The sequence below is a fragment of the Kitasatospora sp. NPDC058190 genome (assembly GCF_042883685.1).
Lineage (GTDB): Bacteria > Actinomycetota > Actinomycetes > Streptomycetales > Streptomycetaceae > Kitasatospora.
The window spans coordinates 1-21,755 of sequence record NZ_JBHVVI010000138.1; the positions used below are offsets into that span (position 1 = coordinate 1).

The 21,755-nt window shown below is 73.6% G+C and carries 19 protein-coding genes and 1 riboswitch; of the genes, 7 read left to right on the forward strand and 12 right to left on the reverse strand.

Annotation, left to right across the window (positions count from 1 at the left end):
- Positions 1-79: 79 nt before the first annotated feature.
- The 5 genes from ACFVWU_RS38465 to ACFVWU_RS38485 all read right to left on the reverse strand — a co-directional run bounded on the left by ACFVWU_RS38465 (position 80) and on the right by ACFVWU_RS38485 (position 6,625).
- A complete protein-coding gene (locus ACFVWU_RS38465; protein ID WP_387629817.1) occupies positions 80-1,132 on the reverse strand; it encodes a hypothetical protein in 1,053 nt (350 codons plus the stop codon).
- 135 nt (positions 1,133-1,267) lie between these two features.
- Complete coding sequence (locus ACFVWU_RS38470; RefSeq protein WP_387629820.1) at positions 1,268-2,857, reverse strand: alpha-amylase family glycosyl hydrolase; 1,590 nt, start codon at positions 2,855-2,857, stop codon at positions 1,268-1,270.
- Positions 2,858-3,021: 164 nt separating this feature from the next.
- Complete coding sequence (locus ACFVWU_RS38475) at positions 3,022-3,711, reverse strand: bifunctional 4-hydroxy-2-oxoglutarate aldolase/2-dehydro-3-deoxy-phosphogluconate aldolase (protein ID WP_387629822.1); 690 nt, start codon at positions 3,709-3,711, stop codon at positions 3,022-3,024.
- Positions 3,708-5,321, reverse strand: coding sequence for an amidohydrolase family protein (locus ACFVWU_RS38480; protein WP_387629824.1), 1,614 nt, complete (start codon positions 5,319-5,321; stop codon positions 3,708-3,710). Before ACFVWU_RS38480 ends, ACFVWU_RS38475 begins: the two co-directional genes overlap by 4 nt.
- Positions 5,321-6,625: an amino acid deaminase gene (locus ACFVWU_RS38485; RefSeq protein ID WP_387629827.1), complete on the reverse strand. Its 1,305-nt coding sequence runs from the start codon at positions 6,623-6,625 to the stop codon at positions 5,321-5,323. The genes ACFVWU_RS38480 and ACFVWU_RS38485 overlap by 1 nt, the downstream gene beginning before the upstream one ends.
- A gap of 243 nt (positions 6,626-6,868) precedes the next feature.
- Here ACFVWU_RS38485 and ACFVWU_RS38490 point away from each other — a divergent pair, with 243 nt between their 5' ends.
- The 4 genes from ACFVWU_RS38490 to ACFVWU_RS38505 all read left to right on the forward strand — a co-directional run bounded on the left by ACFVWU_RS38490 (position 6,869) and on the right by ACFVWU_RS38505 (position 10,174).
- Positions 6,869-8,086, forward strand: a complete 1,218-nt coding sequence (locus tag ACFVWU_RS38490; RefSeq protein ID WP_387629830.1) for a sugar kinase — start codon at positions 6,869-6,871, stop codon at positions 8,084-8,086.
- A 37-nt stretch (positions 8,087-8,123) separates the two neighbouring features.
- On the forward strand, positions 8,124-8,873 hold the full coding sequence (locus tag ACFVWU_RS38495) for an IclR family transcriptional regulator (RefSeq protein WP_387629832.1): 750 nt from the start codon (positions 8,124-8,126) through the stop codon (positions 8,871-8,873).
- A gap of 26 nt (positions 8,874-8,899) precedes the next feature.
- Positions 8,900-9,325: a RidA family protein gene (locus tag ACFVWU_RS38500; protein ID WP_387629834.1), complete on the forward strand. Its 426-nt coding sequence runs from the start codon at positions 8,900-8,902 to the stop codon at positions 9,323-9,325.
- 129 nt (positions 9,326-9,454) lie between these two features.
- A complete protein-coding gene (locus ACFVWU_RS38505; RefSeq protein ID WP_387629837.1) occupies positions 9,455-10,174 on the forward strand; it encodes a DUF2470 domain-containing protein in 720 nt (239 codons plus the stop codon).
- A gap of 341 nt (positions 10,175-10,515) precedes the next feature.
- Here ACFVWU_RS38505 and ACFVWU_RS38510 read toward each other — a convergent pair whose 3' ends face one another.
- Positions 10,516-11,481, reverse strand: a complete 966-nt coding sequence (locus tag ACFVWU_RS38510; RefSeq protein ID WP_387629839.1) for a peptidoglycan DD-metalloendopeptidase family protein — start codon at positions 11,479-11,481, stop codon at positions 10,516-10,518.
- A 2-nt stretch (positions 11,482-11,483) separates the two neighbouring features.
- A riboswitch (cyclic di-AMP (ydaO/yuaA leader) is annotated at positions 11,484-11,662 on the reverse strand.
- A 312-nt stretch (positions 11,663-11,974) separates the two neighbouring features.
- On the opposite strand from ACFVWU_RS38510, the gene ACFVWU_RS38515 reads away from it, so the two are divergent.
- On the forward strand, positions 11,975-13,513 hold the full coding sequence (locus ACFVWU_RS38515; RefSeq protein WP_387629841.1) for an MFS transporter: 1,539 nt from the start codon (positions 11,975-11,977) through the stop codon (positions 13,511-13,513).
- 7 nt (positions 13,514-13,520) lie between these two features.
- Here the strand turns inward: ACFVWU_RS38515 and purB are convergent, their stop codons facing one another.
- The 4 genes from purB to ACFVWU_RS38535 form a co-directional block, all read right to left on the reverse strand.
- Positions 13,521-14,960, reverse strand: a complete 1,440-nt coding sequence (gene purB, locus ACFVWU_RS38520; RefSeq protein ID WP_387629843.1) for an adenylosuccinate lyase — start codon at positions 14,958-14,960, stop codon at positions 13,521-13,523.
- 144 nt (positions 14,961-15,104) lie between these two features.
- Positions 15,105-15,560 (reverse strand): MarR family winged helix-turn-helix transcriptional regulator, encoded by a 456-nt coding sequence (locus tag ACFVWU_RS38525; protein ID WP_387629845.1) that lies wholly within the window; start codon positions 15,558-15,560, stop codon positions 15,105-15,107.
- A gap of 136 nt (positions 15,561-15,696) precedes the next feature.
- Complete coding sequence (locus ACFVWU_RS38530; RefSeq protein ID WP_387629848.1) at positions 15,697-16,113, reverse strand: DUF3037 domain-containing protein; 417 nt, start codon at positions 16,111-16,113, stop codon at positions 15,697-15,699.
- On the reverse strand, positions 16,110-16,865 hold the full coding sequence (locus tag ACFVWU_RS38535; RefSeq protein WP_387629859.1) for a HipA family kinase: 756 nt from the start codon (positions 16,863-16,865) through the stop codon (positions 16,110-16,112). Before ACFVWU_RS38535 ends, ACFVWU_RS38530 begins: the two co-directional genes overlap by 4 nt.
- A 207-nt stretch (positions 16,866-17,072) precedes the next feature.
- On the opposite strand from ACFVWU_RS38535, the gene ACFVWU_RS38540 reads away from it, so the two are divergent.
- Entirely contained in the window at positions 17,073-18,431 is a 1,359-nt protein-coding gene (locus tag ACFVWU_RS38540) for an NAD(P)/FAD-dependent oxidoreductase (RefSeq protein WP_387629851.1), read from the forward strand.
- A gap of 61 nt (positions 18,432-18,492) precedes the next feature.
- Here the strand turns inward: ACFVWU_RS38540 and ACFVWU_RS38545 are convergent, their stop codons facing one another.
- A complete protein-coding gene (locus ACFVWU_RS38545; RefSeq protein WP_387629853.1) occupies positions 18,493-19,719 on the reverse strand; it encodes a GDSL-type esterase/lipase family protein in 1,227 nt (408 codons plus the stop codon).
- Positions 19,720-19,962: 243 nt separating this feature from the next.
- Positions 19,963-21,300 (reverse strand): aminotransferase class I/II-fold pyridoxal phosphate-dependent enzyme, encoded by a 1,338-nt coding sequence (locus ACFVWU_RS38550; RefSeq protein ID WP_387629856.1) that lies wholly within the window; start codon positions 21,298-21,300, stop codon positions 19,963-19,965.
- Positions 21,301-21,334: 34 nt separating this feature from the next.
- Between ACFVWU_RS38550 and ACFVWU_RS38555 the strand changes: the two genes are divergently transcribed.
- Positions 21,335-21,755: pyridoxamine 5'-phosphate oxidase family protein (locus ACFVWU_RS38555; protein WP_387629858.1), on the forward strand; the 421-nt coding region annotated here is incomplete at its 3' end.

Here is a 21,755-nt window from a genome sequence, read left to right on the forward strand (position 1 = left end):
CCCCGGAACGACGGCCGGGCCGGGCGGGGCGGCGGGGGGTCGAGCCCCCCGGCCGCTCGGCCGTACAGTCGTCCGACCCTCAGACCGCGACCGCTTCCTCCATCTCCTCCTCGGCCTGCGCCGCCGTCTCCACCGGACGCCGCCCGAGGCCCTCGTACATCGCCGCGGCGACCAGGGCCACCCCGCCCAGCAGCAGCCAGACCAGCAGGGTCACCACATGCCCGCCGAGGCCTGCGCCGCCGTCGAAGTACATGATGCTGCGCGCGCCCTCCAGGAAGCCGGCGCCGGTCCAGAAGCCGTGCAGGGCGCCGAAGAAGCCGTTCTGCAGCTCAGGCCGGTAGATGCCGCCGGAGGAGGTGAAGTTCAGCATCACGAACAGCACCATCAGGGCCAGCGTGGTCCACTTCTTCAGGAAGCTGTGCAGGCCGATGCCGATCAGCACGATGCCCGCCGAGTAGAGCCAGCCGAGCGCCCAGATCGCGGCGTAGTCGTGGTCGACCACGTGGAAGACCGGTCCGGCGGTGACGATCCCGATCACGCTCACGACCAGCGAGACCGCCACGCCCACCAGCGCCCGGGTCCGCATGCTCAGCCCGGCACCGGCGGCGCCGATCGCCGCGACGCTGGCGTAGGAGCCGATGCTCAGCGCGACCAACAGGAAGAACAGGCCCTGCCCGGTCGGGTCGCCCTTGGCGGGGGTGGTGAGGTCGGTGACGTGCAGCGGGACGCCCTGCTTGTCGGTGACGTTGGTGAACACCGCCGTGGCGGCCACCACCGAGGTGTCCGAGTTGCCCTTGGCCACGATCAGCTCGGGGCTCTTGGCGTCCGGCACGAAGGCGCCGACCAGGTCGCGGTCGCGCAGCAACTGTCCGGCGGAGACACGGTCGACGACGGTGCGGACGTCCAGCGCGTCACCGGCCCTGGTCCGGATCGCCTGCGCCAGGCCCTCCGCCTGCGGGCCGGTCCCGACCACGGCGACCTTGAGGTGGTGCGGCTCCGGCTGGTGGAAGGCGCCCTGGTAGGCGAGCGCCATGCCGAGGCACATCAGCAGCGGGGTGAGCAGGTGGACGGCGAGGTGCTTGAGCGAGTGCCCCAGGGTGGGCGCTGCGGCGGGTGTCTGGGGTGTGCTCATGGCGTTCGTACGTCCTCCGGCGAACTCTCGATCAAGGTGGCAAATACCACCAATGAAGGTGGTAAATGCAACCATCTATGGATGTAGCTTACAACTACTAAACGCCGATCGAAAGCCTGCCGGGGCCCGGACCGCTCAGTCCGACAGCTCGAACACCCCGTACGAGAACCCGTCCGCCCGCAGCTCGCCGCCCGCCACCCGCACGCCCTGCGCCTCCAGCGGCCGCAGCCCGCCCCAGCCGTCCGCCAGCCGCACCGCCCCCGGCTCCCGACGCGGGTTGACCGCCACCAGGTACCGCCCGGCCCGGGTGTACACCAGCGGGTACCCGGCGTTCCGCACCTCCACCCCGCCGGAGGCGCCCAGCCCCGGATGCGCCCGGCGCAGCGCGATCAGCCGCCGGACGGTGTGCAGCAGCGAGGTCGGGTCGGCGCGCTGGGAGAGCACGTCCGGGCGCTGCGGGTCCGGGTCCAGCGGCAGGTAGAACCGCTCGGGCCGCGCGCTGGAGAACCCGGCGGCGGGGCCGGGCGTCCACTGCATCGGGGTCCGCGAACCCGCCCGGTTGAAACGCGGCCCGAGCACGCTGCCCTCGACGTCCGGCAGCCCGGGCACGTACCGCATGCCGATCTCGTCGCCGTAGTAGACGGCGGGCAGGGTCGGCCAGGTGAGCAGGAAGGCGAAGGCGGGGGCGAGCTGCTCGCCGCCGCGCGGGCCGGTGGCGAGCCGGGAGAAGTCGTGGTTGGCGGTGGGCAGCACGATGTGCCCGCTGCCCTCGGTCAGCTCGGCGGCGGAACGCCAGGCGTCCAGGAACGGCTGCGGGGTACCGCGCCCCTCGGCCTCGAAGTAGCACGGGCCCTGCTGCCAGAACTCCTCCACCGTCCCGGCGTTGTTGTTCCAGAGCGAGCGAAGCGGAAGGCCGTGGTCGTCGCCGCCGAAGTGCAGGAAGAAGTCCGCGTGGAATCCGGCCGCGACGGCTGCGGCGGGCTCGCCCCACTCGGCGAACAGCGCGGCCCCGGGGTGGGTGCGGTCCAGCCAGTCGCGCAGTTCGGCCCAGAGCTTGGTGGTCTCGACCTTGCCCGGGTCGTCCTTGACCAGCGAGTACGCCATGTCCACCCGGAACCCGGCCACGCCGAGGCCCAGCCAGTGGGCCATGATCCCGCGCAACGCCGCCCGGTTGGCGCGCGGACCGTCGGCGTCCACCGGCTGACGCCACGGCTCCTCGGAACTGCCGCGCGCATAGCCGAAGTTGAGCGCCGGCTGACAGTCGAAGAAGTTCGGCCGGTACCAGCCGGGGCGGCTGCCGGGCGAGGCGACGAAGCCGTCCACCTGCCGGTCGGACCAGATGTAGCGGTGGTCGGACGGGTCCTCGGCCGCGGCCAGGAACCAGGGGTGGCGGTCGGAGGTGTGCCCGGCGACCAGGTCCAGCAGGATCCTGATGCCCCGGCCGCGCGCCGCCTCGACCAGCGCGACCAGGTCCTCGGTGCGGCCGTAGCGCGGCGCCGGGGTGAGGTAGTCGGTGACGTCGTAGCCGGCGTCGCGGAACGGCGAGGCGAAGCAGGGGTTGAGCCAGACCGTGTCCACGCCGAGCCAGGCGAGGTGGTCGAGGTGCTCGGTGATGCCGGCGAAGTCGCCGATGCCGTCCCCGTCGGAGTCGGCGAAGGTCTGCGGGTAGATCTGGTAGAGGACGGCGCCGTCCAGCCAGTCGGGCCCGGGGCGGGTCGAGGTCATGGGGTGGGTCCTCCTACCGGGTCCGGGGGCGTACGGGCCGGGGCCGAGGGGCCGGGCTTGCCCGGGCTGAGCCGGGTGCCGCTCAACCGGGTGCCAACGATTCTCGTCCTTTTCCGGCCGTCCCGACAGCCCGCCTCTCCACGATTCCGACCCGGCCCGCCCCGCTACCGCTCGAAAGGCGCCGCACAGGCCTCCGTGAACACCCGGGCCCGCCGGGTGATCTCCGCCCAGTCCCCCGCCGCGACCGCCTCCGGCGGCACCACGTCCGTCCCCGCGCACACCGCGAGTGCGCCCTGTGCCAGGAACTCGGCCGCGTTGCCCGCGTTCACGCCGCCGGAGGCCACCAGTGGCACGTCCGGGTACGGCCCGCGAAGGTCCTTGAAGTAGCCCGGTCCGAACACCCGGGCCGGGAAGATCTTGACGGCGGCCGCCCCGAGGTCCACCGCCCGGGCCACCTCGGTCGGGGTGAGCGCCCCCAGCACCACCGGCACCCCGCTCGCCCGCGCCCACTCCGCGACCTCGGGCCGGCAGCCGGGGGTGACCAGGAAGGACGCCCCGGCGGCGATGCCGCGCTCGGCCTGCTCGGCGGTCAGCACCGTCCCGACCCCGACCGGCCATCCCGCTTCGGAGGCCAGCTTCAGATGGTCCGTCACATTCGCCGTGGTGTAGGTGAATTCGGTGATCCGGATGCCGCCCTCCGCGAGCGCGGCGCACAGCGCGGCGGCGTCCGGGATGCGGGGCGCGCGGACCACCGCGATCACCGGATCGCCGCTCAGCGGGGGAGGCCCGGCGGACGAAGCGGCGGAGCGGCCGGCCGAGAGCCCGGCGGAGGGACCAACGGAAGGAGCGGTCATGCGGCCAGAGTTCCTCGATCGGTGCGACGCAGGGCGCGCCCCGGCCGGGCGCCGGTGGTACGACCCTGCCGGACGACGGCGGTGCCGTTGACGTACACGTACGCGATCCCCTCGGCGGGCAGCCGGGGTTGCTCGAAGGTGGCGGCGTCCCGGACCCGCTCGGGGTCGAAGAGCACCAGGTCGGCGTGGTGTCCGGGGGCGATCCGCCCGCGCCGGTGCAGTCCCAGCCGGGCGGCGGGCCGGCCGGTCATCCGGGCGACCGTCTCCTCCAGGGTCAGCACGCCCGAATCCCGGCTGTAGTGGCCGAGGTAGCGCGGGAAGGTGCCCCAGGCACGCGGGTGCGGGCGGGCGCCGACCAGCAGCCCGTCGCTGCCGACGGTGTGCACGCGGTGGCGCATGATCGTCCGGACGTTCTCCTCGTGTCCGACGTGCTGGAGGATCGTGGTGGCCAACCCGTCGCGGCGCAGCAGGTCGAGGAAGACCTCCGTCCCGCCGCGCCCCTGCTCGGCGGCGAGTTCGGCGACCGTCCGGCCGACCGCCCCCGCGAGCCCGGCCGAGCGGACGCCGGAGATCTGGATCGTCGCCCAGTCGGCGACCACGCCGTGGCAGCCGTCGCTCCCCTTCTCCTCCACCTCGTACCGGATCCGCTCGCACTGCGCCGGATCCGCCAGCCGCGCCAGCGTCGCGGCCGGTCCGCCCTCACCGGCCCAACTCGGCAGCAGGGCGGCCAGGGTGGTGGAGCCGGGCAGGTAGGGGTAGCTGTCCAGGGTGAGGTCGACACCGTCGGCGAGCGCCCGGTCGACCAGCTCCAGCAGTTCGCCCGCCCGGCCCCGGTTGACGCCGAAGTTCATCGCGGCGTGGGTCAGGTGCAGTGCGCAGCCGGACCGCCGGGAGATCTCCACCATCTCCGCGTAGCCCGCCAACGCCCCGGCACCGTACGAGCGTTGGTGCGGGGCATGGAAGCCGCCGTAGGCCGCCACCACGGTGCACAGCTCGACCAGCTCGGCGGTGTCGGCGTACATCCCGGGGGTGTAGCTGAGGCCGCTGGACATGCCGACCGCGCCGTCCAGCAGGCTCTTCGCCAACACCTGCCGCATCCGGTCGAGTTCGGCCGGGGTGGGCGGGCGGTCGACCCAGCCCATGGCGAGCGTCCGCAGTGTGCCGTGCGGCACGAGGTAGCAGGCGTTCACGGCGACGCCGGTGCGGTCGATCCGGTCCAGGTAGCCGGCGACGTCACGCCAGTCCCAGTCGAGGTCCTCCGGATCGCCGTTCCAGCCCGCCAGTTGGCGGCGCAGCTCGGGCAGCGTGGTGTCGTCCACCGGGGCGTAGGAGAGACCGTCCTGGCCGAGGACCTCGCAGGTGACGCCCTGGGTGACCTTGGCCGGGTGCTCGGGTTCGAGCAGCAGGGCCAGGTCGGAGTGGGCGTGCATGTCGATGAACCCGGGGGCGAGCACCAGCCCGTCGGCGTCCACCACCGACGGCGCGTCCAGGCCCTGGCCGATCTCGGCGATCAGGCCGTCGGCGATCCGGACGTCGGCCCGGTAGCGCTCGGCGCCGGTGCCGTCGACGACCGTCGCGCCCCTGAAGACCGCTCTCGCCGCCTCCGTCATCAGAAGAAGGTCCTGACCAGCCCGGTGACCTTCGGCTCGGCCGCGTCGGCGGAGTCCAGCACCGGGATCGCCGTCCACTTGTCGAAGGCCGTGCACGGGTGCGAGACGCCGAGCCGCAGCACCGCGCCGATCGGCGCGAGGTCGCCGGCGTCGCGCAGGAAGGCGTGCTGGTCGTTGAGCGCGGTGATCCGGGCCGCCGTGCTGGTCAACTCCGCTCCACTACGGACGAGTTGCGGCTCCGGGAGCCCCTCGTCGAAGGGCAGGTCGCGCTTGCCCGCGTCCAGCAGCGCCAGTTGCGGCTCGGGCCGGGAGGCCACTCGGGCCCAGCCGTGCAGCGCGCCGCGGAACGCGGCCTGGCCGCCGTGCCGGGCGAGCGGCGAGATGCCCCGGTAGAAGCCGTCGTCGTGGGCGATGTACGCGCCCGAGCGCAGCACCACCAGGGCCTCCGGCAGCGCGGCCAACTCCTCGACCACCAGGTCGAAGTAGGCGCTGCCGCCGGCCGAGACCACCGGCGGCGCATCGTCCGGGTAGGCGTCGGCGAGCCGGCCGTGCAGCTCGCCGAGGGCCTTCAGGTAGCCGCGGACGGTGGCCAGCCCCTCGGCGGTGGCGTCGTGGGCGAGCGCGCCCTCGTACCCGCCGACGCCCGCGAGCCGCAGGGTGGGGGCACGCAGGACGGCGGCGGCGATCTCGACGGCCGCGTCCACCCCGCGCGCGCCGGTTCGCCCGCCCGGGCCGCCGAGTTCGACCAGCACCTCGACCGGCCGTTCGGCCCCGGCGGCGCGCAGCGCCTCGTCCATCAGCCGGACGCCCTCGGTGGAGTCGGTCCAGCAGAGGAAGGCGAAGCCCGGGTCGGCGCGCAGCTCGGCGGCGAGCCAGGCGAGCCCGGCCGGGTCGAGCAGGGTGTTGGCGAGCAGGATCCGCTGCACGCCGAAGGCGCGGGCGACCCGGACCTGCGGCAGGTTGGCGAGGGTGATGCCGTGGCTGCCGGCGGCGAGCTGGGCCTGCCACAGGGCGGGCGCCATGGTGGTCTTGCCGTGCGGGGCGAGCGCGACACCCGCCTTGGCGCACCAGTCGGCCATGGTACGGACGTTGTGGTCGAGCGCGGCGCCGTCGAGGGTGAGCAGCGGGGTGCCGAGTGAGGAGAGGGTCGGGCCGGTGGCGAGCCAGTCCCGGACGGTGTGTCCCCAGCTCTCCGGCGGGGCGGCCTTGAACCGCCAGTCGAGCGTCTCATCGGCCAGCGCCGCCACCGCCGCTTCGGCGATGCCCGGCCCGTTGGTGCCGTTCGCGAACGTCTGCTCCACCATTTCCTCCATCCACCTCGTTGCAACATGCGCAACGAGGGTTGCACATACTGGCAGCACGGTTCTAGCATCGGCGCCGGATCACGGTCAACGGACCCGGCTGACGGTCAAACACCCACGGTCGAACACCGACGGTCTGACACCGACGGTCCAACGCCGACAGTCACGCACCGACGCTCAAGCATCGACGGTCGGCCCAGGTCGACCCGCGCACGACGGAACGGCCGCAGACGAGGAGCCCAGCAGATGCCGCGACAGGACGCCCCGGGGCCGACACGCCGCCCCGGTCCTCCCCCGACGGCCGTCTGCGTGGGCGAGTCGATGGCCGCCCTGCTCCCGGACCGCCCGGGCCCGCTGGAGGCGGTGGAGAACTTCCGACTGTCCGTCGGCGGCGCGGAGTCCAACGTGGCCGGGGCTCTGGCCGCACTCGGCGTGCCGACCGCCTGGATCAGCCGGGTCGGCGACGACGGCTTCGGCCGCCGCCTGCTCGCCGAGCTCGCCGACCGCGGGGTGGACGTCTCCGCCGTCACGGTCGACCCGCACCGACCGACCGGCCTCTACTTCAAGGAGGTCGGCGGCGACACCGGCCACCGGCACGACCTCGGCCCCGGCCGCAGCCGCCTTCACTACCACCGGCGCGGCTCCGCGGCCGCCGCGCTCTCCCCCGCGCTGCTCACCGACCCGGCCGCCGTCGCGCTGCTGGCTGGCGCCCGACTGCTGCACCTCTCCGGCATCACCGCCGCACTCTCCGACGACTGCCTGGCCCTGCTGCGCGCCCTGCTCGCCGACTGCCGCCCGGGCCCGCTGGTCAGTTTCGACCTCAACTGGCGCCCCGCGCTCTGGCGCGACCGCGACCCGGCCGTGCTACCACCGCTGCTGGACGCCGCCGATCTGCTGCTGCTCGGCGCCGACGAGGCGCAGGCCGCCTTCGGCACCGACGAGCCCACCGCGCTGCGCCGCCGCTTCCCCTCCCCCGCCACCGTCGTGGTCAAGGACGGCGCCCGGGTGGCCACCGCCCTGGAGCGGGACGGTACGGCGGTCGCCGAACCGGCGCTGGCCGTCGAGGTGGTCGAGGCCACCGGCGCGGGTGATGCCTTCGCGGCCGGCTACCTGGCCGGCACGATCCGCCGCCTGGACCAGCGCGGCCGGCTGCGGCTCGGCCACCTGAGCGCCGCCTGCGCGCTGACCGCCCCCGACGACCAGACCGAGCTGCCGCCCGAGCCCGTGGTGGCCGCGCTGCTCGACGCCTCGCCCGCCGACTGGGCCGCCACCCGGGTCAGCGCCGAGGGCATCACCTCCCCGGCGCTGCCCGCCGACGACGGGTCCCGAGCCCGGGGCGAGCGGTCCTGGACCCGAGGCACCCGAGCGCGAACCCGCGGCGAACAGCCCCGAGCCCAGGCCGATCCACCCCCGCCGCAGGCCGACCCGACCGGGACCCGGGCCGATCGGGCCCGGGCGCGATGAGCACGACCCCCAGCCCACTGACCGGAGCCCGAGCCCGATGAGCCAGACCGTCACCCGCGCCCTGCGCATCCTCGCCCAGCTCGGCGAGGGCGAGCGCTCCCTCGACCAGCTGGCCGAGGTGCTCGGCGTCCACAAGACCACCGTGCTCCGACTGCTCCAGAGCCTGGAGGAGGAACGGTTCGTCTACCGCGACTCCGCCTACCGCTACCACCTCGGCGCGGGCCTGTTCGCGCTCTCCGGCCTCGCTCTGGAACAGCGCGGCATCCGCCGGATCGCCGCCCCGCACCTCGCCGAGCTGAACGCCTCCACCGGCCAGACCGTGCACCTGGCCGCGTACGAGGGCGGCGAGGTGGTCTACATCGACAAGTTCGACTCCCGCCATCCGGTCCGGATGTACTCCCGGATCGGCCTGCGCACCGCGCTGCACTGCGCCGCCGTGTCCAAGGTGCTGCTGGCCGACCTGCCGCCGGCCGAGCGCCACCGGGTGGTGGCCGGGATCGACTTCACCCCGCACACCGAGCGCACCCTCGCCACGCCCGAGGCGCTGCTCACCGAGCTGGAGAAGGTCGCCGCCCGGGGCTGGGCCGAGGACCACGCCGAGCACGAGTCCTTCATCAACTGCGTGGCCGCCCCGATCCGGGACGCCAGCGGCCGGGTGGTCGCCGCCGCCTCCATCTCCGTCCCCGACGTCGTCCTCCCGTACGAGCAGGTGCTGGACCTCCTCCCGCGACTGCTCACCACCGCCCGCGCCGTCTCGGCCGACTGCGGCAGCCCCGACCGCATTTGACGGTCCGCCACCTCCAAAGGAACCCCATGTCCGAGCACCCCCAGACCGGCGACAAGACCGAGATCCGCACCGACGGCGCCCCCGCCCCCGCGTGGATGTTCTCCCAGGGCGTCCGCAAGGGCCCGATCCTGCAGGTCTCCGGCCAGGGCCCGCAGGACCCGGCCACCGGCGAGTACCTCCACCGCGGCGACGTGAGGGCCCAGACCCGCCGCACCCTGGAGAACGTCAAGGCCATCGTCGAGGCGGGCGGCGCCACCATCGAGGACGTGGTGATGTTCCGCGTGTACCTCACCAAGCGCGCCGACTTCCCGCTGATGAACGAGGTCTACGCCGAGTTCATCGAGGAGAACATCAAGCCCGGCGGCGTGAAGCCCTGCCGCACCACGGTCTTCGTGGAGCTGCCCCAGGAGCCCATGCTGGTGGAGATCGACGCCCAGGCCGTCGTCGCCTGACGCCCCGCGAAACCCCCGAGCGCCCGGACGCCGTCACGCGTCCGGGCCCTCGCCGCACCCCGCCATCCACTTGCCACACCCTTGCGCGGACATTAGGTTAGGCTCACCTAACCACCAGGAGGTCCGTTCATGAGTCTGCCCACCGGCGACGCCGAGGTGCCCGAGCCCACCACCGCCGAACGGGTCCACAGCCTGCTCAGCGCGACCTCCTCACTCACCGTCCGCGCCCTCGGCGAACACCACGACCTGGACACCCCGGTCTCCGTGCACGGCTCCCGGCTGCGGCTGCGCGCCCCGCTGGACGCCCCGCTCACCGCGGCCGCCGCCGAAGCCACCGAGGGCCTGGCCGTCGTCCTCGACGTCACCGACGTGTCCCCGGTCGCCGTCCGCGACCGGATCCGCGGCCGCCTCACCCTGGCCGGCCGGCTGCACCTGGCCCACCTCGCCGACGACGGCCTCAGCGTCCACCTGCGCGTGGACGTCGCCCACGCCGTCCTCGCCACCCCGTACGGCACCGGCGCGCTCACTGCCGTCGACCTCGCCCTCGCCGCCCCCGACCCGCTGGCCCGGCACGAGGCCTCGCTGCTCACCCACCTGGCCGACGAGCACGCCGACGCCCTCGACCTGCTCACCGGCCTGCTCGACCCGGCCCTGCTCGCCGGACACCCGGACATCCGCCCGCTCGCCCTCGACCGCTACGGCCTGGTACTGCGTCTGGACCACCCGCACGGCCACCGCGACGTCCGCCTGGTCTTCCCCGAACCCGCCGGCGACACCGAGGACTTCGGGCACCGGATGCACGAGCTGCTGGCCGCCGCCGAGCACGGCCTGCCCGTCCGCCGGAACTGACCACGCCCGGGCGTCACCGCTCGACGGCGTCCTCCGGCACGATCCGCCCCATCCGCGCGTACCGCTCCGGCCGTCGGCGCCGCACCGCCGGCGCCAGCGCGATCCCACCCACTCGAACTCCCCCGGAGCCGCGAACGGCAACGGCCGGCCCGGCTCCACGAGGGGTCCTCGCGAAGCCGGGCCGGCCTTGGGCGTGTCCCGCGCCCATGTCCACCGGTGCGGCGATCACCCGGTCGAGCGGTCACCCGACATGACCATCCCGGGCGGTCGATTCGCCCCGCACCAGCGGTGGTTCCTGAAACCCGCGGTCAGCGCGGGGTCCGAACAGGGGCTGCGCAGCGTCAGAGCGCGACGCCGTGCACCCGCAGGTAAGCGACCGGGTTGATGTCCGAGCCGTACTCCGACCCGGTGCGGATCTCGAAGTGCAGGTGCGGGCCGGTCACGTTGCCGGTGGCGCCGGAGAGGCCGAGCCGCTGGCCGGCGGTGACGGTCTGACCGATCTTCACACCGATCACGGAGAGGTGCGCGTACTGGGCGTACCTGCCGTCAGCGAGCTTGATCTCGACCTGGTTGCCGTAGGCACCGCCGTTGCCGGCCTTCACCACGACACCGTTGGCGACCGCGCGCACCGGGGTGCCGGTGGAGGCGACGAAGTCCTGGCCGGTGTGGTGGCCGGAGGCCCACATCGAGCCGGCCACGCCGTAGGCCTCGCCCAGCACCGGGTTGGCCAGCGGGGCGACATAGCCGGAGGTGACGGCGACCGGGGCTGCGGTGACGGCCTGGGCCGGAGCGGCGTTCTGAATCCGGGTCTGGACCTGGACGCCCGGCTTGGCGGCCTCGGTCCGAACCTGCACCTGAGCATCTGCGGCAGCGGCGGCGCTCTGGGTGACCGGGGCGGCCGGCTCGGCCGGGGCCGCAGGCTCGGCCGGGGCCGCAGGCTCGGCGGCGTCGGCGTGGGCCGCGAGCGACAGCCACTGACCCGGGAAGACCAGGTTCGGGTCGGTGCCGACCACCGAGCGGTTCTGCTCGTACAGCGCGGGCCAGGCGCCCTCGACGTTCCGGGCGTCGACGATCGTGGACAGGCTGTCGCCGCCGACGACGCGGTAGCCGTCGTGGGCGGCGGCCGGGGCGGCCGACCCGGCATCCACGGCGGCGGCGTGCTGCACGACCGAGGCGGCCGGGGCGTTGTGGGCCTGGGCGCTCATCGTGGTCACGAGCGGCAGGGCGAAGGAGACACCGGTGACGGCGACTGCGATGCCGATGCGGGCGGCGCGGGGCACGGCGATACGACGAGCCTGAGCAGGCATGGGATTCCTCTCCGACGCCTGCGAGGTGAGCTGTCGGGTTCGGGCTGGAGTTGCCCGGCCGCACGCGCGGCTTCACCCCGAGCCGGTCCTGGACGTTCGCGCTGAACAGCGCGGACTCCGGTCCGGCGACTTACCTGTGGGTCCCCCGCTCCTGCCGTGCAGAGCTCAGTTCGAACCACTGGGCAGCGGCAGGACTCGGCGTTCCACCCGGTGGATCCACCCAGGCTGGCCGGGTGGTCGCTGAACTAAAACCCATCCGTTCGGGTGAAGCAATGTCGATCTCTTGAACCAGCGACAACCCCCCGCGGCGCGGTCACCCTCCGCATGGCCCACCATGCGGTGCGTGCACAATCCATTCACTCGGCGCCACTGCTCCACGACGCTGCGCCGCCCTCGGCGGCCCAGTGCGACCATCCGCTCACGCACCGCCCACCCTGGACACACCGCCCGGTGACCCTTGTCACGTGCACCCCGCCGGGCGCAGGATCGGGCCGTGGCCACCTCAACGGCCGGCACCCTGCGCCTGAGCACCGCGCAGGGCCGCTGGGTTCTCCTGGCAACGGTGCTCGGTTCCAGCATGGCGATGCTCGACGGCACCGTGGTGAACGTCGCCCTGCCCCGGATCGGCGCCGACCTCGGCGCCTCCCTGGCGTCCCTGCAATGGACGCTGAACGCCTATCTGCTCACGCTGGCGGGCCTGATCCTGCTCGGCGGCGCGCTCGGCGACCGGTACGGACGGCGCAAGGTCTTCCTGATCGGCGTGGTCTGGTTCGCCGCCGCCTCCGCGGCCTGCGCCCTCGCCCCGAACATCAACGTGCTGATCGCCGCCCGCGCCGTCCAGGGCATCGGCGGGGCGCTGCTCACCCCCGGCTCGCTGGCCATGCTCCAGGCCGTCTTCCATCCTGACGACCGCTCGGCGGCGGTGGGCCTGTGGTCCGGTCTCGGCGGGGTGTCCGCGGCCATCGGCCCCTTCCTCGGCGGCTGGCTGGTGGACGGCCCCGGCTGGCGCTGGATCTTCCTGCTGAACCTGCCGCTGGCCGCCGCCGTGATCGCGGTCAGCTCCCGCTACGTCCCGGAGAGCCGCGACGAGTCCGCCTCGGGCCGCTTCGACGTGCCCGGCGCGCTGCTCGCCGCACTCGCCCTCGGCGCGATCACCTACGCGCTCACCGCCGCCGGGGAGGGCCTGTCCCCCGCCGTCTGGCTCACCGGCGCGATCGGCCTGCTGCTCGGCGCCGCCTTCGTCGCCGTCGAGCGCCGCGCACCCGATCCGATGCTGCCGCTCGGACTGTTCTCGTCCCGGCTGTTCACCGCCGTGAACCTGGTCACCCTCTGCGTCTACGCGGCCTTCAGCGGGGTGTTCTTCCTGCTGGTGGTCCAACTGCAGATCGTGTCCGGCTTCTCGCCCCTGGTCTCGGGCTTCGCCCTGGTGCCGATCACGGTGCTGATGCTGACCCTGTCGGCGCGCGCCGGCCGCCTCGGCAAGCGGATCGGCCCGCGCATCCCGCTCACCGTCGGCCCGCTGCTCTGCGCCGCCGGGGTGCTGCTGATGCTGCGCACCGGCCCCGGCTCCTCCTACTGGGCGGACGTGCTGCCCGCCGTCGCGGTGATGGGCAGCGGGATGACCCTGCTGGTCGCACCGCTGACCGCGACGGTGCTGGCCGCCGTCGACGTACGGCACGCGGGCATCGCCAGCGGCGTCAACAACGCCGCCGCCCGCGCGGCCGGCCTGCTCGCGGTGGCTGCCCTCCCGGCGCTGGCCGGCCTGAGCGGCGATGCCTACCGGGTGCCGTCCTCGGTGGACTCCGCCTTCCACACCGCGATGCTGATCTGCGCGGGCCTGCTGGTCTGCGGCGGGCTGATCGCCTTCGCCACCGTCCGGGGCAACGTGCTCACCCCGCAGGAGCACCCGGTGGCCGAGCCGAACTGCGACTGGCCCTGCGCCACCACCACCCCGCCGCTCGACCCCGGACACACCAGGACGCCCGAGGGCCCCGCCACCGGAACGGTGGCAGGGCCCTCGCTGGAGAACTGACGCGGCGTCAGAGGATGTCGGCCGGCGCGTACTTGGCCGCCTCCGGGTAGGCCGCCGCGACGGCCTCCACCCGGCGGACCACCTCGGCGACCTGCGCCCCGGCCGCACCGGTGAACGACAGCTTGTCGGCCAGCAGCGCGTCCAGCGCGGCCCGGTCCAGCGGGATCCGCTCGTCGGCGGCCAGCCGGTCCAGCAGCTCGTTCTCCCGGGCGCCCGCGCGCATGGCCAGCGCGGAGGCGACGGCGTGCTCCTTGATGACCTCGTGCCCGGTCTCCCGGCCGACGCCCGCGCGCACCGCGCCCATCAGCACCTTGGTGGTGGCCAGGAACGGCAGGTAGCGGTCCAGCTCGGCCTCGACCACGGCCGGGAAGGCGCCGAACTCGTCGAGGACGGTCAGGAAGGTCTCCAGCAGGCCGTCGAAGGCGAAGAAGGCGTCCGGCAGCGCGACCCGGCGCACCACCGAGCAGGAGACGTCGCCCTCGTTCCACTGGTCGCCGGCCAGCTCGCCGGTCATCGAGGCGTAGCCTCGCAGGATCACGGCCAGGCCGTTGACGCGCTCGCAGGAGCGGGTGTTCATCTTGTGCGGCATCGCGGAGGAGCCGACCTGGCCCTCCTTGAAGCCCTCCGTCACCAGCTCGTGGCCGGCCATCAGACGGATGGTCTTGGCCAGGCTGGACGGCGCGGCGGCCAGCTGGACGAGGGCGGTGAGCACCTCGAAGTCCAGCGAGCGCGGGTAGACCTGGCCGACGCTGGTCAGCACGTTCTCGAAGCCGAGGTGCCCGGCGACCCGGCGCTCCAGCTCGGCCAGCTTCCCGGTGTCGCCGCCGAGCAGGTCCAGCATGTCCTGGGCGGTGCCGACCGGGCCCTTGATCCCGCGCAGCGGGTAGCGGGCGATCAGCTCCTCCAGACGGCGGAAGGCGACCAGCAGCTCGTCCGCGATCGACGCGAAGCGCTTGCCCAGGGTGGTGGCCTGCGCGGCCACGTTGTGCGAGCGCCCGGCCATGACCAGCTCGGAGTGCTGGGCGGCGAGGCTGGCCAGGCGCACCAGCACGGCCACCGTGCGGTCCCGCACGTGCTCCAGGGACTGGCGGATCTGCAGCTGCTCGACGTTCTCGGTCAGATCCCGGGAGGTCATGCCCTTGTGGATCTGCTCGTGGCCGGCGAGTTCGCTGAACTCCTCGATGCGGGCCTTCACGTCGTGGCGGGTGATCCGCTCACGGGCGGCGATCGAGCCGAGGTCGACCTGGTCGATCACCCGCTCGTAGTCGGCGACGGCGTTCACCGGCACCTCGACACCGAGGTCCTGCTGGGCCTTCAGGACGGCGAGCCACAGGTGGCGCTCAAGGACCACCTTGTGCTCGGGGGACCACAGCTGGGCCAGGGTCGCCGAGGCGTACCGGGAGGCCAGGACATTGGGGATCTGGGGCTTCGCGCTCACGCTTCGCAAGCCTAACAGCCGAGGTCACGCCGATCGTCGGCGGCTGGGGAGGCCGGGCCGGATTCCGAACACGGCCCGGACGGACTCGCCGTTCCGCTCGCCGAACCGCCCGCGCCCGTCGGCCCCTTGGCCGTCATCGCGCCGGGCGGCCCGCTACTGCTGCGCGCCGCCCGTCCGACCGGCCAGCACCGGCAGGACCTGCGCGCAGATCGAGTGCAGGGCGACCCGCTGCTCGTCGGTCATCGCCTCGAAGGCCTGGTGGGTGCGGGCCATCTCCCCGCGGATGTGGTTCAGGATCTCCCGGCCCTCGTCCGTGATCACCACGATCTTCACCCGGCGGTCACCGGCCGCCGCCTCGCGGTTGGCCAGGCCCAGCGACTCCAGCCGGTCCACGATCCCGGTCACGTTCGACGCGTCGCAGCCCAGCCGCCCGGCCAGCGCCCGCATCGGCACCGGTTCCTGCACCGAGCCCAGCGCCTTGGCCTGCGAGGAGGAGAGCCCGTGCCGGGCCGCGGCCGCCGCGAAGTCCTGGAAGTACGCGGCGCCGACGGCGGCCAACGCCTCCATCAGCTCGGCGTTGGTCGGTACGGTCGTCGTCGTCGAACCCATGGGGCCAGCGTACGACCCAGTGCTTCAGTAACTCAAGCTTTGACCACGGCAACCGTCGGCGAGTCGCCTCACAGTCCAGCCATTCGGAGCAGGATCACAGCGGATCGGCCCCGCATCACAGCGGATCAGGGCCGGATCAGAGCACCAGCTGGTCGAACAGCCGCCGCAGTTCCGCGTCCGGGTCCGCGGTCAGCCCGGTGTGCACCGGCCCCGGCTGGACGATCGCGCTGCGCGGCGCGGTCAGCCAGCGGAACCGCTGCCCGGGGCTGTCCGAGGCTGCCGGACCGGCCGCCGGCCCACCCAGGCAGACCGCCTCGATCCCCTGCAACGCCCGCCGCACCCCGTGCACGTCCGCCACCGGGTCCAGCGCCAGCAGCCGCGCCTGGTCCAGGTGCGTCCGCGCGGCCAGGTGCGCGCTCTGCCGGCAGTACAGCAGCACCCCGACGTTGACGCACTCACCCCGCTCGACCCTCGGCACCGCGCGGATCACGGCGTACTCGTAGTCGTACAGCTCCACGACGGCCGGCAGCCCGGCCGGCAGCGGCTCGGTCATGCGGGCACCTCCGGCAGCCAGTCACGCGGACCGGCCAGTCGCTCGGACAGCTGGGAACGGTACGCGGCGCGTACCTCCTCGGGGGAGTCGAAGCCGAACTCGTCCAGCAGCCAGACCTCGGGGATCTGCGCCACCGCGGCCTCGATCGCCGCCTCCGCGAGCGGTGACAGCGCCTTGTCCGCCGCCGCCAGGTCCGGCCGGGCGCGTAGCAACGCGTGGTCGGAGGCGTCGTACGGACGACGTACCCAGGCGGCGGCGCCCGGCCAGTTGTGGTGGAAGATCAGGCTCGCGCCATGGTCGATCAGCCGCAGCCCGCCGGTCGCCACCAGCAGGTTGGGGTTGCGCCAGGAGCGGTCGACGTTGCCGATCAGCGCGTCGAACCAGAGCACCTGGCCGGCGAGTTCGGGGTCCACGTCGAAGCACAGCGGATCGAAGTTGAGCGCGCCGCTGACGAAGGCCATCCCGAGGTTGGTGCCGCCGCTGGCCCGCATCTGATCCTGGATCTGGTGGTCCGGCTCGCTGCGCGCGAGCACCGGGTCCAGATCGACGGTCACCAGCTCCGGCACCGGCAACCCGATCCGCCGGCCCAGCTCCCCCGCCAACACCTCCGCCACCAACGCCTTGCGACCCTGCGCGGCGCCGACCCATTTCAGCGCGTACAGCCGCCGGTCGTCGGCCTCGACCAGGCCCGGCATCGAGCCGCCTTCTCGCAGTGGCGTCACATACCGGACCGCCGTCACCTCGGGGAGCACGCCCGACAGCTTATCGGTGCCCACCCCCTCCTCACGTCCGCCCCACCCGGCAGCACCCCCGCCACCACCCCGCTCCACCCGCACCCCACCTGCCCCTCCCCTCCCTCATCCGCCCGCCCCCGGTGGCAGCCCCCGCTGCTCCGTGCGAGTGTGGCGGACAGTGGTGGGGACCCTCACGGTACGACCTGCACGACAAAGGGATGAGCGATGGAACGACCTCGGATCCTGATCGTGGGCGGTGGCTTCGCCGGCTTGGAGTGCGCCCGCCGCCTCGAACACAAGCTCGCGCCGTCGGAGGCCGAGATCACGCTGGTCACGCCGTTCAGCTACCAGCTCTACCTCCCCCTCCTCCCCCACGTCGCCGCCGGCGTCCTCACCCCCCAGTCCGTGGCGGTCTCGCTGCGCCGATCCCTGCGCCGCACCCACATCATCCCCGGCGGCGCCATCGGTGTGGACCCGGCCTCCAAGGTCTGCGTCATCCGCAAGATCACCGACGAGGTGGTCGCGAAGAAGTACGACGCCCTGGTCCTCACCCCCGGTAGCGTCACCCGCTCCTTCGACATCCCAGGGCTCACCGACTACGCCCGCGGCATGAAGACGCTCGCCGAGGCCGCCTACATCCGCGACCACGTGATCTCCCAACTCGACCTCGCCTCGGCCACCTTGGACCAGAAGGAGCGCGAGTCCCGGCTGCAGTTCGTGGTGGTCGGCGGCGGCTACGCGGGCACCGAGACCGCCGCCTGCCTGCAGCGCCTCACCACCGCCGCCGCCCGCCGCTACCCGCGGCTCGACGCCCGGCAGATCAAGTGGCACCTGATCGACATCGCCCCGAAGCTGATGCCGGAACTCGGCGACGTGCTGGGCACCGCCGCCCTGGAGATCCTGCGGGGCCGCGGCATCGAGGTGTCGCTGGGCGTCTCGGTGGCCGAAGTCAGCGCTGAGACGGTCAAGTTCACCGACGGCCGGGTGCTTCCCTGCCGCACGCTGATCTGGACCGCCGGCGTGGCCGCCAGCCCGCTGATCGGCACCCTGGACGCGGAGACGGTCCGCGGCCGGCTCGCCGTGACGGCGGAGATGCGCGTGCCGCAGTTCGAGGGGGTGTTCGCGCTCGGCGACGCCGCGGCCGTCCCCGACCTCGCCAAGGGCGACGGCGCGGTCTGCCCGCCGACCGCCCAGCACTCCGCCCGGCAGGGCCGCGCGGTGGCCGACAACGTGATCGCCTCGCTCCGCAACCAGCCGCTGGAGCCCTACTACCACAGGGATCTGGGCCTGGTGGTCGACCTCGGCGGCAAGGACGCGGTCTCCAAGCCGATCGGTGTCGAACTGCACGGCCTGCCCGCCCAGTTGGTGGCCCGCGGCTACCACCTGATGGCGATGCGCACCAATGCGGCCAAGTTCCGGGTGGCTTCGAACTGGCTGCTCAACGCGACCGCCGGGGACGACTTCGTCCGCACCGGATTCCTCGCCCGCCAGCCCGCCCGTCTGCGCGACTTCGAGTACACCGACGCCTATCTGACGAAGGACCAGGTCAGGGCCCACGCCCAGTCGCTGCTCGCCAAGGGCTGAGCCGGGACGCCATCGGCGCCCCCGCCGGGAATGCCGCGGCCGGGGCGCCGAAGCGCGTCCGTCAGCGTGCGGCCAGGTACATCCCGCTCGCGTCCTGCCCGGCGGTGTTGCGGCAGGCGTAGTCACCGCTGCTCTGCCCCCACAGCAGGGTCAGGCAGCGCCCGAGCGCCAACTGCCCGTAGTAGTTGGGGTGCATCGACTCCTGCAGCACGCCCTGAGTGGTGTTGAACCCGCCGTCCACGAACCGCGCCCACTCGCTGCTGGTGGCGGACGGAGCGGAGCTCGCGGTCGGTTGCTGGGTGGCCGTCGAGCAGACCTCGCGGCCCTGCAGCATGTCGGACAGGTCCAGGAACTGGGCGCCCTTGGCCGCCGCGACCCCGGCCAGCGCCTTGGAGATCTGCGGCACCATCGAGTCGCGCGCCCAGTCGGCGTCCGCGTTCCAGAACGGGCAACCGCCGGTGTCCGAACGGCTCCAGCCGCTCTCCGGGTAGCGCATCTCGGCGCTGCGCGGGATCGGCGACGGGTAGGACTGCAGCACCAGCCGGTAGTCCGACTGCGCGTAGCCCGCGTCGGCCATCACCGCGCGGATCTCGTCGATCGCCTTGCCGACCCCGGCCATCGCGGTCGGCATCTTGGAGTCGACCGAGGACTGCGCCGAGTCGTGGCAGTACGAGTTCCAGATCAGGTAGTCCTGCACGCAGTCGGAGATGATGCCGCCGAAGCCGAGGTCGTTGCCGCCGATCGACAGGGTGATCAGCTTGACGTTGTTCTGCCGTGCCACGGTGGCGAGTTGGTCGGCCTGAGGGGCCTCGCCCTTGAGCGACTGACCGCCGTCGGCGGCGCGGAAGATGTTCGCGGTGACGGCCCCGGAGCAAGCCAGGTTGATCTGGCTCTGGGCGACCGTCGCGGCGCCGGTCACCTCGGCGACGTCGGAGCGGTCGCAACCGCTCGCCGCCGTGGCGCCGTACACGGCCGAAGGATCGGCCGAACTGCCGTTCCAGGCCCGGTCGGTGCCGTTGTGGTCGTCGGTGGTGCCGGCGGCGTTGCCCATCCAGCGTCCGGCCTCGCCGGAGATGTAGCTGTCGCCGAGCGTGACGCTCGCGGTGGGCCCGGCCAAAAGGCCGGCCGAGACGCCGGCCGCCCCGGCCGAGACCCCGCCCGGGGCGGCCGAGGCGGGCGTGGCGACGGCCAGCCCGGCCACGGTCAGCGGCAGGGCGAAGGCGGCGGCGAGCAGCCGACGGCCGAGTCGAGGGGTGCTGCGGGTGATGCTCGAACGGTTTTCGGGCACGGCGGAACTCCTGCGGCTCGGTCTCCCCGTGGTGTGGGGACGGGAAGACGCGTAGGTGAGGGTGGGCCGCCGGCCGGTGGCGCGATGAAGATGACATGGCCCCGCCCGCCGCCGCTAGGCGTCTGCGCCAGGTTTCCGCATTTGTTACCGACGGGTTCAGACCAGGCCTCACCCGCGGTCGACCCGTAGTTCACCCCGCCGCCGGAATCCGCCCGCAAACCACCCCGTCCCCGGCAGCCCCGCTCACACCAGCCGCGAACCGGCCCCGCCCGACCCCAGCACCTCCGCCAGGTCCTCCGCCAACCGCCGGGCGTCCGCCGCCTCCAGCCGGGCCGTGGTGAACCGCAGCCCGGGCGGCGACTGGATCCGGTACCGCGCCCCGGGCGCCGCGACCCAGCCGCGCTGCACCAGCGCCGCCAGCGCCGAGGTCTCGTCCGGCACCGGCACCCAGACGTTCAACCCGCTCTCCCCGTGCGCCGCGATCCCACGCGCCGCCAGTTCGCCCAGCAGCGCGTCCCGCCGCGCCCGGTAGGCGGCCGCCACCCGCGCGACCGGCGCCGCGTCGGTGCGCCACAGTTCGGCGACGGCGCGCTGCAGCAGGTGGCTGACCCACCCGGCGCCCAGCCGCAGCCGCCCGGCGACCCGGCCGATCGTCTCCTCGTCGCCGACCGCCACCGACACCCGCAGGTCCGGTCCGTACGCCTTGGCCGCCGAGCGCACCACCACCCAGTGCCGCGGCCCGGCGCCGACCAGCGGGTGGTACGGCTGGTCGACCATGCCGTGCCCGTGGTCGTCCTCGATCAGCAGCACCCCGGGGTGCCCGGCCAGGACGGCCCGCAGCGCCTCGGCCCGCCGGGCGCTGAGCGCCGCGCCGGTCGGGTTCTGCGCCCGGCTGGTCACCACGACCGCGCGGGCGCCCTCGGCGAGCGCCGCGGCCAGCGAGTCGGGCAGCGGCCCCTCGTCGTCCAGCCGCACCGGCGCGGGCCGCAGCCCCATCGCGGGCAGCAGGTCGAGCAGGCTGCCCCAGCCCGGGTCCTCCACCGCCACCGCGTCGCCGGGGCGCAGGTGCGCGCCGAGGGTGCGCTCGATGCTGTCCAGCGAGCCGGAGGCGACCACGATCGGGCCGCCGGGCAACCCGTCGGCCTCGAAGGAGGCACGGGCGAGCGCGAGCAGTCCGGCGTCGGTGTTCGGGTGCCCGTAGAGCACCGGCTGGGCCTTCGCGGCCTCGGCGGCCGCCGCGAGGGCCTGGGCGAGGTCGGGCAGCAGGGCCGGGTCGGGGTTGCCGGTGGACAGGTCACGGGCGTGCGGGGGTACGGGGACGCGGATCTGGTCGCGGGTGGTGAGCGCGGGCCGGGGCAGGATCCGACTGCCCTTGCGGCCGGCCGTCTCGATCACGCCCCGATCGCGCAGCAGCCGGTAGGCGGCGGCCACGGTGTTGGGGTTGACGCCGAGTTCGGCGGCCAGGTCGCGCAGCGGGGGCAGCGCGGTTCCCGGGGCGAGCCGCCCGCTGCTCACGCCCTGTTCGATGTGGGCGGCGATTTCGCTGGCGCGGCGCCCTTTCAGCGGATAGTCTCCTAGCACAAAACAGATTATGCACTAGTACATTGAGGTTGTCATGCCGGACACGCCGACGCACAGCACCACGACGCCGACCAGCGACGCCACCTACTCCCGTACCCCCCGCACCACCCCCACCCGTTACAAGGACCGCGCCACCTGGGAGCAGGAGGCGATCCACGCCATCCTCGACAGCGCCTACATCTGCCACCTCGGCTTCATCGCCGACGGCGCCCCGGTCGTGCTGCCGACGATCTTCGCCCGGGTCGGCAGCCGGCTCTACGTCCACGGCTCCACCGGCAGCCGCCCGCTGCGCGGCGCCTCCGACGAGCAGGGCATGCCGGTCTGCATCACCGTGACCCAGGTCGACGCCCTGGTGCTGACCAAGTCCGCCTTCAACCACTCGGTGAACTTCCGCTCGGTGGTCGCCCACGGCACCGCCCACCAGGTCACCGACCCGGAGGAGCTGGACATGGCGC

Excerpts from the sequence above, each read along its gene's own strand:
- ACFVWU_RS38465 (WP_387629817.1), bottom strand. The coding sequence starts at position 1,132 with ATGAGCACACCCCAGACACCCGCCGCAGCGCCCACCCTGGGGCACTCG.
- ACFVWU_RS38470 (WP_387629820.1), bottom strand. The coding sequence starts at position 2,857 with ATGACCTCGACCCGCCCCGGGCCCGACTGGCTGGACGGCGCCGTCCTC.
- ACFVWU_RS38475 (WP_387629822.1), bottom strand. The coding sequence starts at position 3,711 with ATGACCGCTCCTTCCGTTGGTCCCTCCGCCGGGCTCTCGGCCGGCCGC.
- ACFVWU_RS38480 (WP_387629824.1), bottom strand. The coding sequence starts at position 5,321 with ATGACGGAGGCGGCGAGAGCGGTCTTCAGGGGCGCGACGGTCGTCGAC.
- ACFVWU_RS38485 (WP_387629827.1), bottom strand. The coding sequence starts at position 6,625 with ATGGTGGAGCAGACGTTCGCGAACGGCACCAACGGGCCGGGCATCGCC.
- ACFVWU_RS38490 (WP_387629830.1), top strand. The coding sequence starts at position 6,869 with ATGCCGCGACAGGACGCCCCGGGGCCGACACGCCGCCCCGGTCCTCCC.
- ACFVWU_RS38495 (WP_387629832.1), top strand. The coding sequence starts at position 8,124 with ATGAGCCAGACCGTCACCCGCGCCCTGCGCATCCTCGCCCAGCTCGGC.
- ACFVWU_RS38500 (WP_387629834.1), top strand. The coding sequence starts at position 8,900 with ATGTCCGAGCACCCCCAGACCGGCGACAAGACCGAGATCCGCACCGAC.
- ACFVWU_RS38505 (WP_387629837.1), top strand. The coding sequence starts at position 9,455 with ATGAGTCTGCCCACCGGCGACGCCGAGGTGCCCGAGCCCACCACCGCC.
- ACFVWU_RS38510 (WP_387629839.1), bottom strand. The coding sequence starts at position 11,481 with ATGCCTGCTCAGGCTCGTCGTATCGCCGTGCCCCGCGCCGCCCGCATC.
- ACFVWU_RS38525 (WP_387629845.1), bottom strand. The coding sequence starts at position 15,560 with ATGGGTTCGACGACGACGACCGTACCGACCAACGCCGAGCTGATGGAG.
- ACFVWU_RS38530 (WP_387629848.1), bottom strand. The coding sequence starts at position 16,113 with ATGACCGAGCCGCTGCCGGCCGGGCTGCCGGCCGTCGTGGAGCTGTAC.
- ACFVWU_RS38540 (WP_387629851.1), top strand. The coding sequence starts at position 17,073 with ATGGAACGACCTCGGATCCTGATCGTGGGCGGTGGCTTCGCCGGCTTG.